The following is a 14,721-nucleotide window of genomic DNA, read 5'->3' as shown; positions in this document are numbered from 1 at the left end:
AGTGCCGGGCATGGACATGCCCTGCCCCTGCGGTCGCTCTACCACCTACGCCACCTGCTGTGGCCCCTTGCATCAAGCCTTTGCGGCAAGCAGTGGCCTGACCGCCGCCACGCCCGAGGCGCTGATGCGCTCGCGCTACTCGGCCTTTGTGCTGGACCTGCGCGACTACCTGCTCGCCAGCTGGCATGCCAGCACCCGCCCCACCGAATTGGAGCCGCCCGAGCCTGGGCTGAAGTGGCTGGGCCTCGACGTGAAGCGCGCCGCCATGCAGGACGCCGACCATGGCACGGTCGAGTTCGTGGCGCGCAGCAAGCTCGGCGGCCGCGCGCATCGCCTGCACGAGGTCAGCCGCTTCGTGCGTGAGAACGGCGAGTGGCTCTACGTCGATGGTGACCTGAAAAATTGACTCTGACCCTGCTTTATCAGGACGAGCACCTCGTCGCCATCGACAAGCCGGCGGGCCTGCTCGTGCACCGCACCCAGCTCGCTGCGGGCGAGGACGAGGCCGCGCTGCAATTGCTGCGCGACCAGCTCGGCCGCACGGTCTGGCCGGTGCATAGACTGGACCGCGGCACCTCGGGCGTGCTGCTGTTCGCGCTGTCGGCCGAGATCGCGTCGCTGCTCGGCGCGATGTTCGAGCAGGGGCGGATGGACAAGCGCTATCTGGCTCTCGTGCGCGGCTGGCCGGGCGACGATGAAGGTCTCATCGATCACCCGCTGGCCCGAGATCCCGAGCTGCCGTCGGCGGGGCAGCCCATGCTGGCCGCGCAGACGCGCTGGCGGCTGCTGCAGCGCTTCGATTGGCCGCTGGTCACCGACCCGCGCTTCACCACCACCCGCGTCGCCCTGCTCGAAGCCGAGCCCCTGCAAGGCCGCCGCCACCAGATCCGCCGCCACCTGAAGCACATCGCCCACCCCATCCTGGGTGACGCGACCCACGGCAAGGGGCCGCTGAACCGGGCCGTGGCTGCGCATCTCGGCCTGCAGCGGCTGTGGCTGCATGCGCGCGAGCTCAGGTTGATTCACCCGGTCATCGGCACGGCGCTGGTGCTCGAAGCCGCGCCTGGCCCCGACTGGCCGTCTAGCGGTGCCAGATGACGACGGGGATCATCAGGCCGTCGGTGGTCGTCAGGATCAGTGAATGCTTGTCAAAGACGATGGGGGCCGTCATCGGACGCAGGTCGGGGATGCGCATGCGCGCGGTGGCCTTCATGTCAGAGGTCGGTGCACCGCTCCCGACCTTCATCAGGCGAACGTCCAGGTGGTAGCGCTGGAGCTGCTCATCGAAGTACACCACGCCGTGCACCGGTTCCGCATAGACCCAGTTGCCCTTGTAGCCGGTCATTCGTTGCGCGTTCAGTCCGCCGCTCCTGTCCATGAGGCCGGGTAGCGACGCATTGAGCAGCGAAGTCACGTCATATGCCACCCCGAGCATTGCGCCGTTGCTGTCCAGGCGCACCCCATGCGTGCGGTTGCAGGAGCACGCCGTCGTATAGCCCCACCAAAGGGCGTGCGGCCCTGTCCCGTCATCGAACAGCGTGAAGCCGTCCATGAAGGTCGTGGCATCCACCACCGGCGCCGCCGACACGCGGCCATCGGGCGCCACGCGCGCGACATGCTGGTCCACACCATCCCGCCAACTCAGCAGCAGACCGTCAGGCTGCGCCACCGCCTGCAGCGTGTCCGCATAGCCTCGGCTGCCCAGCGGAATCCAGATCTCACCACCAACCAACTCCTGACCATCGTGGCGACGCACGACGGCGACACGCTGGCCGACGCCCGTGCCGCTCACGTCGCGGCTGGCAAACCAATAGGCCCACAGGACGCCGCTGCCCTCAGCCCACGCGAAGCGGGGCGTCTGCTTCTCCTCGCTGCGCGGAGCGAGTTGCAGGGGATCGAAGCTGCTGTAGGGCGCGGCCTCGGGCTTGCCGTCCGCGGCCAGCCGGTGCAGGTCGTAGCGCACGCCATCGGTGACGACGGTCACGCGGCGCATGGCCCAGGTGGTCCCGCCCGTCTGGCCCAGCAGGCTGACATCGGGGAAGGCATGGAAGGCCATGGGGCGGCCGTAGGGGTCCACCAGGCGCAGCCCGCGCGGCTCGGCCAGCAGCAGGCCGGCGGGAAGCTTCAGCGTGGCCGCGAAGTCCGCGCTGGGCACTGGCCAGTCTTCTGCGAAGAACATCGGCGTGTAGCCAATGCCCGCATCGCCGTGGGCATAGCCCACCAAGGTGCGATCGTTGTCCAGCAAGAAGCTGCAGCAGCTGCCAGCCGTCGCCTCGCGGACGATACCCACCTGCGGCGCATACCAGGTGCTGACCTGGGTCGTCGTGGACTGCGCCGCGCCGCCACCGCTGGGCTGGAAGCGCACCACCGTGGTCGTGTCCACGCGCACCGCCGTCATGGGCTCGGCGAGCCAGGTCAGGGTGACCGGCTCATTGCCGACGACGGTGCGCCAGATGGCCACATCGGCCGGGTCGATCTTGCCGTCGCCATCGACATCGCGGCCGCTCTGCTCGATGCGCTGGTCCAGCACGACGATCTGCTCGTTCACCCGCACCGGCGAGCGCAGCTCGAAGCTGTCGTAGGCGACGGGCGTCGCGGCGGGCGTCAGCCGATAGCTGCCGCTGGCGCGGACATGGCCCTGGGCATTGACGCTCACGGCGGCGGTCAACGGCCGCGTGGGCAACTCCTGCGACATCACCTCGACCAGCCCGCCGTCGCTGGCCTTTCTTTGCCCCACTTCCATCAGTTCCAGCCCCTTGCCGAGGAAGGCCCGATAGCGATAGTGCCAGCGGGCGCCGTCCTCCATGGGCCTCAGCACGGCGGCCTGCTCCTGCAGCACGGCACCGAGAGCACTCGGGGCCGGCACCATGCCCGTCGGCACAGGTGCTGGGGCGGGAGCCGGTGCAGGCGCCGGAGCGGGAACCGGTGCTGGCGCTGGCGATCCCCCGCCGCCACCACCACCGCAGGCCGTCATCAATGCCGTCACCACGGCCACGGCAATGCCTGCGGCCTTCCTTTGCTGGAAGGTCATACCCCTCTCCCTGCCCTGTTGTCTTGTTCGAGGCGCGCAGCATAAGGGTGAGCCTGGCCAGGGCTAACCGCCGAGCCACGGGGTTGCGTCCGCGACAGCGCGCAAATCCGGTTGGGATCAGAATCGACCGTTCCATTCAAAACAGGAGACCGGCATGACGATCCAGGGCATCAAGTCGCTTTACGAACAACGCGGCCCGGTGCCGCAGGACGTCATCGGCGCGGTGCCGTTCGACGTGCCCGCGCCGACGGCGGGCCAGGCGGTCGTGGCCGTACTGGCCGCGCCGATCAACCCTTCCGACGTACTGATGCTGACCGGGGGCTACGGCATCCTGCCGCCGCTGCCGGCCGTGGGCGGCAGCGAGGGCGTGGGCCGCGTCGTGGCCGTCGGCGAGGGCGTGAGTCACTTGAAGGAAGGCCAGACCGTGCTGCTGCCCGCCGGCAGCGGCACCTGGGCCAGCCACCTCGTCGCCGACGCCAAGCGCCTCGTGCCGCTGCCGCCAGGGGCCGACGCACAGCAGCTGTCCATGCTGACGGTCAACCCGGCCACGGCCTCGCTGATGCTGTCGGAGTTCGTCACGCTGCAACCGGGCGACTGGGTCATCCAGAACGTCGCCAACTCCGGCGTTGGCGGCTATCTGACGCAACTGGCCAAGCTGCGCGGCCTGCGCACCGTCAACATCGTCCGGCGCGAGGGCGCGGCGGCGGCCGTGAAGGCCGATGGTGGCGACGTCGTGCTGGTGGACGGCGACGACCTCAGCAAGCGCGTCAAGGACGCCGTGTCGGGCGCACCGATTCGCCTCGGCATCGACGCCGTCGGCGGCAAGGCGACCAACCGGCTGGCCATGTGCATTGCCGAGGGCGGCACCGTCGTCAACTACGGGCTGATGAGCGGCGAGCCCTGTGTCGTGTCACCGCAGTCCTTCGTCTTCAACGACCTGACGCTGCGCGGCTTCTGGCTGGCCAAGTGGTTCAAAGTGGCCTCGCGCGAAGCGCAGATGGCGCTGTACGGCGAGCTGACCAAGCTCATCGCCACCGGCCAGTTGAAGGCGCGCATTCACGCGACTTACCCGGTCGAGCAGATCAAGGAGGCCATCGCCGCGGCAGCAACCGGCGAGCGCGACGGCAAGATCCTGGTCGTCCCCCAGCATGGCTGACATCGCCCTCATCACCGGCGCGTCCTCGGGCATCGGCGAGGCGTTGGCGCATCGCTTCGCGCGCGCCGGCCACGACCTCGTGCTGGTGGCGCGCAGCGAGGACAAGCTCAAGGCCCTGGCGAAAACCTTGGCGGCGGAGCACGGCGTCAAGGCCTGGGCCGTACCGGCCGACCTCAGCCAAGCCGGTGCCGCCGAACGCCTGGCCGCTGCCATGAAGCGCTCGCGCCGGCGCATCGACGTGCTCGTCAACAACGCCGGCGTGCTCGAGCATGGCGAGTTCACGGCCATGCGCGCCAGCCGCCACCGCGAGCTGATCGACCTGAACGTGACCTCCTTGAGCGAGATGCTCGCCCACTTCCTGCCGCCCATGCGCGCGCGGGGCGCGGGCCGGGTGCTGAATGTCGCGTCCATTGCGGCCTTCCAGCCCATCCCGATGCTGGCGACCTATGCGGCGACCAAGGCCTATGTGCTGTCGCTCACCGAGTCGCTGTCCGAGGAGCTGCAGGGCACCGGCGTGACCATCACGGCGCTGTGCCCCGGCATCACGGCCACGTCGATGCTGGACCAGGCCCAGGCCGGCAGCAGCGAGCTCGGCGCCCTGCCYGGCTTCGTCATCGGCACGGCCGAGGCGGTGGCCAACGAGGGCTTCGAGGCCTGCATGGCGGGCGAGGTCATCCGCGTGCCTGGTGTGCTGAACCTGGCGGCGACGCTGGCCGGCCGCAGCACGCCGCGCTGGCTGGTCCGGCGGGTGACGGGTGCCTTCGCGCGCCGGCTCAAGCCCAAGGGCTAGCGCCGGGGCTCACCCAGCCAGCGGCTGCGGATGCGCTGCAGCTCGCCGCGCGCCTCCAGCCGCTGGATGGCCTGGTTGAAGGCGCGCAGATCGGCCTCGGTCAGGGACTTGCGGCTGAGCTTGTAGGTGACGGCGTCGCGCAGCACGTGCATGGGCAACTCGATGAGGGGCACGTCGGCCGCGCGTGCGGCAAAGGCGATGGCGACGCTGTCGCCGAGCAGCACATCGCCATGGCCGGCCTGCATCAGCTGCACGCCCTTGGCGTATTCCTCGAACAGGGTCAGCAGGCCGCGCGCCTTGAAGTCGTTGATGATGGGCACGCTGGCCGGGCCGCGATGCGTGACCAGGCGCAGCCGGGCGCGCAACAACTCCTCCAGCGAGCGCGCGTCCATGCGCGCTTCGTCGGCACGCATGAAGGCGCCGAAGACTTCCTCGCGGTAGGGCCGCGTGTACCAGGCGGCGTCGCCCGGCCTGGGCGTCGCGGCAATCAGCAGGTCCAGCTCGCCGGCCACCAGCATGGGCAGGCGGCGGTTGCGGGGCACCTCACGCACATAGCTGATGCGGCAGCCCGCCTCCTTGGCGACGGCGGCCAACAGCTCGGTCTCCAGGCCCGTGTGCTGGCCATCGGCCATGAAGGAATAGGGTCGCCAGTCCTCGAAGGGCACGCGCAGCGGCCGCGTGCAGGCGGCCTGCGCCAGCAGCGGGGCAGACAGCATCAGCGCAAGCAGCAGTCGTCGGAACATCTCGGCCTTGGGCGGTGACCGCCAGCGGCCGAGAATAGTCCCGCGCAGCGGCATCAACGCGCTTCCAGCACCTTGAGTTCCAGCCCCGAAGCCTGGCCCTGCCAGCGGTAGAGCTTCTGCGTCGCGGCCCGGAAATCCTCGGGCCGGGCGCTGCGGATGGGCACGAAGGTCTGCGGATTGCGGTCGATGAGCGGGAACCAGCTGCTCTGCAGCTGCACCATGATGCGGTGGCCGCGGCGGAAGCTGTGGTTGATATCCTGCAGCTCGACGCGCAGCTCCTCGACCCGGTCCGGCACCATGGCCTCGGGGGCCTCGAAGCTCTTGCGGAAGCGGCCGCGCAACGGGTCGCCGCGCACGAGTTGCTGGTAGCCGCCGAGGGGGCTTTCCGGCGGCTCGACGTCCTCGGTGCGCGCCTTGCGCTTCTTCGCGGCCTCGTCCTCCAGTTCGGCGGGGTAGACGTCGATGAGCTTGACGACCCAGTCGGCGTCGGTGCCCGACGTCGATGCGAACAGCCGCGCGACGATGGGGCCGACGACGGTGACGTCATCCTCCAGCACCTCGCTGCTGAAGGTCAGCACATCGGGCCGGGTGGCCGCGAAGCGCTGGTCGCTGACCATGTATTCCTGCGGCACGCCGAGCGTCGCGTAGCCGACGTAGGGCACCGGCTTCGTTGGGTCGCTGACCCAGCTGTCGAACTCGGGCTGCGTGGCCGCCGGCGGCGTGAAGCTGAGCTTGCCGCCGGCCGCGAAATAGAGGGTGCGGGCCTTGGCCTGCTGGGGTGGCCAGGCGTCGTAGCGGCGCCAGACATTGGTGCCGGTCTCGAAGACGGTGGCCTTGGCAATCGACGCCTTGGGCGCGACCTCGCGCAGATGCTGCTCGAAGAAGGGCAGCAGCACGTCCTTCTGGAACTGCTCGGCGGTGGCCTGGCGGAACTGCACACGGCCCAGTTGGCGGCCCGGCGCACCGACCCAGCCGCCATGCACCCAAGGGCCGATGACGAGGCGGTTGTCGGTCCCCGGGCTCTGCCTGGCGATGGCGCGGAAGGTCGCGAACGGGCCGGCCAGATCCTCGGCGTCGAACCACCCGCCCACCGTCAGCATGGCGGCGCGGATGTTCTTCAGGTGCGGCAGGATGGCGCGCGAGGTCCAGAACTCGTCGTAGCGGTCATGCTCCAGCTGCACGTCGAAATAGGGGTTGGGGCCGCCGTCCCTGGCCAGGCGCCGCGACAGCGCATCGAGGTTGCCGTGCTGCAGGAAGAAGTCGTAGCCGTCCAGCGTGCCCCAGTCGAACTGCGGCCAATGCTTGGGCGGCGGCACCGGGGCATCCTGGGGCTTGAACCCTGTGTAGAAACCGAAGTTGGCGGCCAGCATGAAGGCGCCGCCGTGGTAGCTGTCGTCGCCCTTGAAGAGGTCGCCGATGGGCGCCTGCGGCGAGGCCGCCTTGATGGCCGGATGCGAGTCGATGACCGAGGCCGCGGCATAGAAGCCCGGGTAGGAAATGCCCCAAAGGCCGACGCGGCCGTTGTGGCCGGGCACATGGTCGAGCAGCCATTGCACGCTGTCGTGGGTGTCCGAGCTCTCGTCGAATTCCGACCTCAGCGTCTTGGCGGGCTGGTGCGGCGTCATCTCGATGAAGTGGCCCTCGGACAGGTTGCGGCCCCGCACGTCCTGGCAGACGAAGATGTAGCCGGCCTTCAGGAAGTCCTCATTGGGCGCCAGGCTCTTCACGCCATCGCGGTCCACGCCATAGGGGCCGCAGCCATAGGGCGTGCGCACCATCAGCAACGGGTAGCGGCGGCTCTGGTCCTTGGGGACATAGACGGCGGTGAAGAGCTTCTTGCCATCGCGCACCGGCACGCGGTACTCGTACTTGGTGTAGTGCTCACGCGGCTCGTAGGCCGGCGGCTTGCTGTCTTCGTCGGCGGCTTGGACGACTGAACCGGTCAGGCCCAGCAGCAGGAGGAAGGAGGCGCGCAGCAGCATCGTCGACGACAGCGGAGTGACGGAGGGGCGAAGTCTGACACCGACTCGCGGCGGGGGACGTTAGTCTGGGCACCCGCCAGCTTGCAGGAAACCCCACCATGACGATCGACACCGAGGCCTATCGCGTCCTGCCCGATCAGAAGATCAAGCTCAAGCACTGGGCGACCCGCGTGGACCCGCTGTACAGCGACAAACGCGACTACGAGCAGCAGCTGGGCGCCCAGGTCGAGCGCTTGAGCGAGCTGCAAAACCTGCTCTACGCCCACAACCGTTACTCGCTGCTGCTGATCTTCCAGGCCATGGACGCGGCGGGCAAGGACGGCGTCATCAAGCATGTGATGTCGGGCGTGAACCCGCAGGGCTGCCAGGTGTTCAGCTTCAAGCACCCCAGCGCCCTGGAGCTGGACCACGATTTCCTGTGGCGCACRACGCAATGCCTGCCCGAGCGCGGCCGCATCGGCATCTTCAACCGCTCCTATTACGAGGAGGTGCTGATCGTGCGCGTGCACCCGGAGATCCTGAAGGCCCAGTCTCTGCCCAAGGAGAACACGCGTGCGCCGGCGATCTGGTCGGATCGCTACGAGTCGATCAACAACCTGGAGCAGCACCTGCACCGCAACGGCACGCGGGTGCTGAAGTTCTTCCTGCACCTGTCCAAGGAGGAGCAGCGCCAGCGTTTCCTCGCGCGGCTGGACGACCCGGCCAAGAACTGGAAGTTCACGTCAGACGACATGGCCGAGCGCGAGCTGTGGCCCAAATACATGCAGGCCTATGGCGACATGCTGGGCGCCACGAGCAGCGAAGAGGCGCCCTGGCATGTGGTGCCGGCGGACGACAAGCGCAATGCGCGTCTCATCGTCTCGCAGGTCATAGGCGACACGCTGAAGGCGCTGAAGATGAGCTATCCCGAACCCACGCTGGACGCGGCCGAGTTGGCTGCCATCAAGAAGAGGCTCAGCCGAACTTGACGTCGGGGCGCGTGGTTCGGGCCGAGCGCTGGGCCGCTCCCGAGCCGGCCCGCCTGGCGACGCTTGCGGCTCGATGCCGCAAGCATCTGCGTCCCCTCGGGGGACCGGCTGGGCTCGCCCGCGTTCAGCGGGGCGAGAACGGACGAGGGGTCAACATTTCAGCCGAACTTGACGGCGTAGATGGGCGGCAGATGGGCCGACACGGCCTGCCAGCTGTCGCCGGCATCACCGCTGGCCCACAGGCCGCCGGTGGTCGAGCCCATCATCAGCTGCTCGCCGGCGTCGTCCACCGCCAGGCCGTGGCGGAAGATCAGGTCGTAGCAGTGCTGCTGCGGCAGGCCGGTGCGGAGCACGTCGAAGCTCTTGCCACCGTCGCGGGTACGGGTCACGCACAAGGCGCCGTCGACGGGGATACGACGCTCGTCCTTGACGGCCGGCACGAACCAGGCGGTCTGCGGGTCGGCCGGGTGCGCGGCGACAGCAAACCCGAAGCTCGATGGCTGGGCCTGCAGCTCTTCCCAGGTCGCGCCGTTGTCGCTGCTGCGAAAGATGCCGCAGTGGTGCTGGCACCAGAGCACATCGGGCTCGGCACGGCAGCGGGCGATCAGGTGCGGGTCCTGCGAGTTCTCGTCGCCGGCCAGTTCGGGGGGCATGAAGTCGGCCCGCATGCCCTTGGCGCGCAGGCCCCAGCTGTCGCCGCCATCGGTGGTGCGCCAGGCGCCGCCGCAGGAGACGCCGACCAGCAGTTCGTCGGCGTTTGAAGGATGGGGGCAGATGGAATGCAGGGCCGGCGCCGGATTGCCGCCGCCCATCCACTGCAGGCGGCGCGGGTCCTGCCACAGCGCCTCGCTGAGCTGCCAGCTCTCGCCGCGGTCGCGGCTGACGAAGAGGCCGCCGGGGATGCTGCCGCACCAGATGGCGTCCCCTGAGCGCTCCAGCGAGAACACCTGCTCCAGCTTCCAGGCCGGACCTTCCGAGCCCTCCGGTTGGGTCGGGAAACTCGGCGCCGCCACCTCGCGCCAGGTCTTGCCGGCGTCGTCGCTGGCCTGCAGCTTGGCTCCGAAGTGGCCCAGGTTGAGGCCGGCCAGCATGAAGCCCGAGGCGTCGGGCGGCAACAGCATGGTGACCGGGTCGGCCACGAAGCTGAGGTTCTCGATATGCCAGGCGCCCGCACGGCGGCGCAACTCGAAAAGGCCTTTGCGGGTCGCGGCCCAGGCGCGGTCAGTCATGGTTCAACCTCCGGATAAAGCTTGCAGGACATGGATGCGACTGTCGGCCCGCAGCGGGTCGCTCAGACCGCGCAGGTCGCGCGCCCGTTTGCCGTCGATGAAGACGACCACGTTGACGCGCAGATGGCCCTGCTCGTCGAGGATGTAGCCCCGCAGCCGCGGCTGCTCGGCAAAGGCGGCATGCAGGGCTTCGCCCAGCGTGGATGCCTCGCACTGGCAGGACGGCGCATCGACGAAGCGGCGCAGCTGGGGGGTGAATTCGACAAGGGCCATGGATGCACGACGAACGACGTCCATCGAATTCGACGACCTCGTATCCCTCAAATATCCCCGGGCTTACCCGCACGGACAGAATGCGGCCGATGAATTCCGGTGTCCTCTTCGCCCTCGGCGCCTATCTGAGCTGGGGGTTGTTCCCGCTCTACTTCCGGCAGATCGCTGCCATCCCCGCGCTGCAGATCGTCGCCCACCGCACGCTGTGGTCGCTGGCCTTCGTGGCCGTCGTGCTGCTGGTGACGCGCAATCTCTCCTGGCTGAAGCAGGTCAGCGCGGCGACCTGGCGGCGCTTTGCACTGTCGGCCACGCTGATCGCCATCAACTGGCTGACCTATGTCTGGGCCGTCGGCCATGGCCATGTCATCGACGCCAGCCTGGGCTATTTCATCAACCCGCTGGTCAATGTGGCGCTGGGCTTTGCGGTGCTGCACGAGCGGCCGCGTCCGGTGCAATGGCTGGCCGTGGGGCTGGCGGCCTTCGGCGTGCTGTGGCTGACGGTGGCAGGCGGCAAATTGCCCTGGGTGGCCCTGGTGCTGGCGGTGAGCTTCGGCCTCTACGGCCTGATGCGCAAGACGGCGGCCCTGGGCGCCATCGAGGGGCTGACGCTGGAAACGCTGATCCTCGCGCCGCTGGCGGCGGCTGGGCTGATCTGGTGGTCGCAGGACGGCAGCATGGCCGGCCAGACGGCGGTGGACTGGGCCTGGCTGATCGGCACCGGGCCGGTCACGGCCGGCAGCCTGCTGCTGTTCGCGGCCGGCGCGCGGCGCCTGCCACTGGCCACGCTGGGCATCGTGCAGTACGTGTCGCCGTCGCTGCAGTTCCTGCTCGGCGTCTTCCTGTTCAAGGAGCCGATGGACGGGACGCGGCTGATCGCCTTCGGATGCATCTGGGCTGCGTTGGCGGTCTACAGCGCGGAGGGTCTGTGGCAGACCCGCCGCGTCCTGACCGTCAAGCCGGCCTAGCTCCGCATCAGGAAGTCGAAGGCGCCCAAGGCCGCCTTTGCACCATCACCGGCGGCGATGATGATCTGCTTGAAGGGCACGGTCGTCACGTCGCCGGCGGCGAACACGCCGGGCAGTGAAGTGGCGCCCTTGGCGTCCACGATGATCTCGCCGTGCTTGCTGAGCTCCAGCGTGCCGCGCAGCCATTCGGTGTTGGGCACCAGGCCGATCTGCACAAAGCAACCTTCCACCTCGACACGCTTGCCTTCGCCACTGATGCGGTCCGTGTAGTTCAGGCCGTCGAGCTTGCCGTTGGTGCCGGTGAACTCGGTCGTCTGCGCGTTGACAATGATGGTGACGTTGGGCAGGCTCTGCAGCTTCTTGACCAGCACCGCGTCGGCGCGCAACTCGGCACCGAACTCGACCAGCGTCACGTGCTTGACGATGCCGGCCAGGTCTATGGCCGCCTCGACGCCCGAGTTGCCGCCGCCGATGACGGCCACCGGCTTGCCCTTGAACAGCGGGCCGTCGCAGTGCGGGCAGTAGGCCACGCCCTTGTTCTTGTACTCGGCTTCGCCGGGCACGCCGACGTTGCGCCAGCGCGCGCCGGTGGACAGGATGACGGTCTTGCCCTTGAGCTTGGCGCCGTTGGCCAGTTCCACCTCGACGAAACCGCCGGGCTGAGCGGCCGGCGTCAGCTTCTCGGCGCGCTGCAGGTTGTGGATGTCGACCTGGTAGTCCTTGACGTGGCCTTCCAGCGCGGCAGCGAACTTCGGCCCATCGGTGACGGAGACCGAGATGTAGTTCTCGATGCCCAGCGTGTCGTTGACCTGGCCGCCGAAGCGCTCGGCCGCCACGCCGGTGCGGATGCCCTTGCGGGCCGCGTAGACGGCCGCCGCAGCGCCGGCAGGGCCGCCGCCGATGATGAGCATGTCGTAGGGCTCTTCTGAATCCAGCTTCTTCGCGTCACGCGCGGCAGCGCCGGTGTCGAGCTTGGCGACGATCTCCTCCAGGCTCACGCGGCCGGAGACGAAGTGCTCGCCGTTGAGATAGACGCTGGGCACGGCCATGATCTCGCGCGCCTCGACCTCGCTCTGGAACAGGCCGCCGTCGATGACGGTGGTGCGGATGCGCGGATTGACGATGGACATCAGCGCCAGCGCCTGCACGACGTCGGGGCAGTTGTGGCAGGTCAGGCTCATGTAGATCTCGAAGTCGAGATCCCTGTCCAGCGCCTTGACGGCGTCGATCTGCGCCTGCTCGACCTTGGGCGGATGGCCGCCGGTCCACAGCAGTGCCAGCACGAGGGACGTGAACTCATGGCCGAGCGGGATGGCGGCGAAGCGCAGCGATTGCTCGGTGCCGGTGCGGCGCAGTAGGAAGGACGGGGTGCGGGTGTCGACACCATCGGCGCGGAACGAGATCTTGTCGTTCATGCCGGCGATCTCTTCGAGCAGCTCGCGCATCTCGTCGCTGGACTTGGAGTTGTCCAGCGAAGCAATGATTTCGAAGGGGAGCTTGACGTGGTCCAGGTAGCCCTGGAGCTGGGTCTTCAGTGCGGCGTCCAACATGGTGGGGTCATCCTTTCAGTGAGGCGTGGCGAGGCGGGCCACTGCTGAAAGGGTCCCCGCGTTGGAGGCCCTTTCAGCAGAACCTGTGAGGCTCTGCGGAGGGAAGGAGCCCTCCCGGGCTCCCCAAGCTAGTCATCTGGATCAGTTGGGGTCGGAGCTTGCCGCTACGCAGCAAGGTCCAACCCGCAAGGTCATCAGATTTTGCCGACCAGGTCCAGCGACGGAGCGATCGTGGCAGCGCCTTCCTTCCACTTGGCCGGGCAGACCTGGCCAGGATGGGCGGCGGTGTACTGGGCGGCCTTCAGCTTGCGCAGCGTTTCCGACACGTCACGGGCGATCTCGTTGGAGTGGATCTCGGCGGTCTTGATGACGCCGTCCGGGTTGATGACGAAGGTGCCGCGCAGCGCCAGGCCTTCTTCGGGGATGTGCACGCCGAAGGCATTGGTCAGCGTGTGGGTCGGGTCGCCGACCAGCGGGAACTTGGCCTTGCCGACGGCCGGCGAGGTCTCGTGCCAGACCTTGTGCGAGAAGTGCGTGTCGGTCGTGACGATGTAGACCTCGGCGCCCATCTTCTGGAACTCGGCGTAGCTGTCGGCCGCGTCTTCGACTTCGGTCGGGCAGTTGAAGGTGAAGGCGGCCGGCATGAAGATCAGCACGGACCACTTGCCCTTCAGGGATTCGTCGCTAACGGTGATGAACTTGCCGTTGTGGAAGGCTTCGGTCTTGAAGGGCTGGACTTGGGTGTTGATCAGGGACATTTGAGAAAAGCTCCAGTGGGGGCTGGGTTGATGGGATAGGCATAACTATATCGGCAACACGTTTTCAGTAGAAAACATTTATCAAATCGCCGTCATTGATCCAGCCTATGACAGGCGCCTCGCAGAGGCGCTCAGGCTTCGTAGCGGCGGTCGTAGAGCTGGTGGGGACTGAGCTTGACGCGCAGGGCCTGCGCCGTCGCCAGACCCGTGATCGCATGCTCCGGCATCGCCGTGTCGCGCCTGACGGGAGAGCCTAGAGCATCCCCATGACGATTCATCACGGCGCTGACGATGGGAGTGTTGCCCGATGTACCGCGGCGCACCGCCACAGCGACCTCGCCGCTGGCCAGCTTGACCAGGGTGCCCGGCGGGAACATGCCGACTTCCTTGACCAGCAGCGCCGCAAAGGGGTGGCCATTGCTGCCGGTGTAAAGCGATTTGGCCGCCTGCGGCGCCGGCAGCCCGGCCCGCCCTCCCCGGCTGGCGAGCTTGGCCAGGAAGATGTCGACGAGACGCAGCAGTTGCGCCGTCTCGTCCGGCTCGGCCAGGCCCTGCGGATAGCCGCCGCCACCGGGTTGCTCGTGGTGCTGGGCCACCGCGGCCAGCCATTCGGCATCGTCCAGGCCGGCATTGCGCAGCCAGGCGACGGCCTCGTCGGGGTGGCGATCGATGGCGGCGCGCTGGGGCGGCGCCAGCTTGCCGCCCCGCGAGGCCAGCCGGCCCTGCAGGTCGATGATGGACAGGTTCATCGTCAATGCGGCGCCGACCAGACTCTTCTGGCGCTCGGGCGTCCAGGCCAGGCGCCTCGCCAACAGTGCGGCAACCGCCGCCGTGTGCAGCAGATGGGCCAGACCGTACACCTCGTGACGACTGTGATCATGCTGAATCACGACGAAGAGCAGTTGGTCCGGGAAGCGCTCGGCCCAGCCTATGAGCTGGGCGGCGCATTCCTTGACTCGCGGCAGGAAGAGCGTTTCCTGTGGCGCGCGCAGCAGCACGGACAGCCGCGTCTGCAGCGTCTCCCAGCGCGCAAAGAAGTCCTCGCCGCCCGTGCCGTCGTCATGGCCGCGCTTGGACGGATCGCGCAACTCTTCCATGTCGACGAAGACGCCGCGGTTCAGCAGCGCCTCGCGCATCTGCTCGTTGGGCACCGGCTGGCCCTTGGCCAGCAGCAGCTTCCCTTCGGCATCACGGACGCCGAAGGGCAGCGGCGCCCCGGCCTTGATATGGCCGGCAACCTGCTGAATCGGAACGAGTTTCATGTCCGGATGATGAC

The 14,721-nt window shown here is 68.2% G+C and carries 14 protein-coding genes; 6 read left to right on the top strand and 8 right to left on the bottom strand.

Annotated features, from left to right (window positions below; all coding sequences use genetic code 11):
- Nucleotides 1-10 precede the first annotated feature (10 nt).
- Together AC1D2H_RS18500 and AC1D2H_RS18495 are read left to right on the top strand one after the other, a co-directional pair.
- Nucleotides 11-406: a YchJ family protein gene (locus tag AC1D2H_RS18500; protein WP_478011982.1), complete on the top strand. Its 396-nt coding sequence runs from the start codon at nucleotides 11-13 to the stop codon at nucleotides 404-406.
- The gene (locus AC1D2H_RS18495; RefSeq protein WP_478011981.1) at nucleotides 403-1,098 is read left to right on the top strand and encodes a pseudouridine synthase; all 696 of its coding nucleotides are present in this window, start codon (nucleotides 403-405) and stop codon (nucleotides 1,096-1,098) included. Before AC1D2H_RS18500 ends, AC1D2H_RS18495 begins: the two co-directional genes overlap by 4 nt.
- Here AC1D2H_RS18495 and AC1D2H_RS18490 read toward each other — a convergent pair.
- Nucleotides 1,082-3,031 (bottom strand): hypothetical protein, encoded by a 1,950-nt coding sequence (locus tag AC1D2H_RS18490; RefSeq protein ID WP_478011980.1) that lies wholly within the window; start codon nucleotides 3,029-3,031, stop codon nucleotides 1,082-1,084. The genes AC1D2H_RS18495 and AC1D2H_RS18490 overlap by 17 nt on opposite strands.
- 154 nt (nucleotides 3,032-3,185) lie before the next feature.
- Between AC1D2H_RS18490 and AC1D2H_RS18485 the strand changes: the two genes are divergently transcribed.
- Both AC1D2H_RS18485 and AC1D2H_RS18480 read left to right on the top strand, forming a co-directional pair.
- Nucleotides 3,186-4,187: a zinc-dependent alcohol dehydrogenase family protein gene (locus AC1D2H_RS18485; protein WP_477929319.1), complete on the top strand. Its 1,002-nt coding sequence runs from the start codon at nucleotides 3,186-3,188 to the stop codon at nucleotides 4,185-4,187.
- Nucleotides 4,180-4,977 carry an SDR family NAD(P)-dependent oxidoreductase gene (locus AC1D2H_RS18480; RefSeq protein ID WP_478011979.1) on the top strand — a complete coding sequence of 266 codons (798 nt, stop codon included), beginning with the start codon at nucleotides 4,180-4,182 and terminating at the stop codon, nucleotides 4,975-4,977. The genes AC1D2H_RS18485 and AC1D2H_RS18480 overlap by 8 nt, the downstream gene beginning before the upstream one ends.
- Here the strand turns inward: AC1D2H_RS18480 and AC1D2H_RS18475 are convergent.
- Both AC1D2H_RS18475 and AC1D2H_RS18470 read right to left on the bottom strand, forming a co-directional pair.
- A complete protein-coding gene (locus AC1D2H_RS18475; protein ID WP_478011978.1) occupies nucleotides 4,974-5,720 on the bottom strand; it encodes a substrate-binding periplasmic protein in 747 nt (248 codons plus the stop codon). The two genes, AC1D2H_RS18480 and AC1D2H_RS18475, sit on opposite strands and share 4 nt — an antisense overlap.
- Nucleotides 5,721-5,773: 53 nt before the next feature.
- Nucleotides 5,774-7,702 (bottom strand): CocE/NonD family hydrolase, encoded by a 1,929-nt coding sequence (locus tag AC1D2H_RS18470; protein WP_478011977.1) that lies wholly within the window; start codon nucleotides 7,700-7,702, stop codon nucleotides 5,774-5,776.
- A gap of 98 nt (nucleotides 7,703-7,800) precedes the next feature.
- Between AC1D2H_RS18470 and AC1D2H_RS18465 the strand changes: the two genes are divergently transcribed.
- Nucleotides 7,801-8,670, top strand: a complete 870-nt coding sequence (locus AC1D2H_RS18465; RefSeq protein ID WP_478011976.1) for an ADP-polyphosphate phosphotransferase — start codon at nucleotides 7,801-7,803, stop codon at nucleotides 8,668-8,670.
- Between the two features lie 158 nt (nucleotides 8,671-8,828).
- On the opposite strand, the gene AC1D2H_RS18460 is transcribed toward AC1D2H_RS18465, so the two are convergent.
- Nucleotides 8,829-9,899: a WD40/YVTN/BNR-like repeat-containing protein gene (locus tag AC1D2H_RS18460; RefSeq protein WP_478011975.1), complete on the bottom strand. Its 1,071-nt coding sequence runs from the start codon at nucleotides 9,897-9,899 to the stop codon at nucleotides 8,829-8,831.
- Nucleotides 9,900-9,902: 3 nt separating this feature from the next.
- Entirely contained in the window at nucleotides 9,903-10,172 is a 270-nt protein-coding gene (locus AC1D2H_RS18455; RefSeq protein ID WP_478011974.1) for a MoaD/ThiS family protein, read from the bottom strand.
- Between the two features lie 89 nt (nucleotides 10,173-10,261).
- Between AC1D2H_RS18455 and rarD the strand changes: the two genes are divergently transcribed.
- Complete coding sequence (gene rarD, locus AC1D2H_RS18450) at nucleotides 10,262-11,137, top strand: EamA family transporter RarD (RefSeq protein ID WP_478011973.1); 876 nt, start codon at nucleotides 10,262-10,264, stop codon at nucleotides 11,135-11,137.
- On the opposite strand, the gene ahpF is transcribed toward rarD, so the two are convergent.
- From ahpF to AC1D2H_RS18435, 3 genes are all read right to left on the bottom strand, one after another.
- Entirely contained in the window at nucleotides 11,134-12,687 is a 1,554-nt protein-coding gene (ahpF, locus tag AC1D2H_RS18445) for an alkyl hydroperoxide reductase subunit F (protein WP_478011972.1), read from the bottom strand. The two genes, rarD and ahpF, sit on opposite strands and share 4 nt — an antisense overlap.
- Before the next feature lie 194 nt (nucleotides 12,688-12,881).
- Entirely contained in the window at nucleotides 12,882-13,445 is a 564-nt protein-coding gene (ahpC, locus tag AC1D2H_RS18440; protein ID WP_477929302.1) for an alkyl hydroperoxide reductase subunit C, read from the bottom strand.
- Between the two features lie 131 nt (nucleotides 13,446-13,576).
- On the bottom strand, nucleotides 13,577-14,707 hold the full coding sequence (locus tag AC1D2H_RS18435) for an HD domain-containing phosphohydrolase (RefSeq protein ID WP_477929300.1): 1,131 nt from the start codon (nucleotides 14,705-14,707) through the stop codon (nucleotides 13,577-13,579).
- Nucleotides 14,708-14,721: the final 14 nt, after the last annotated feature.

This window comes from Roseateles sp. P1_C1_2, assembly GCF_056406535.1.
This window is presented reverse-complemented; position numbering and strand designations above follow the sequence as displayed.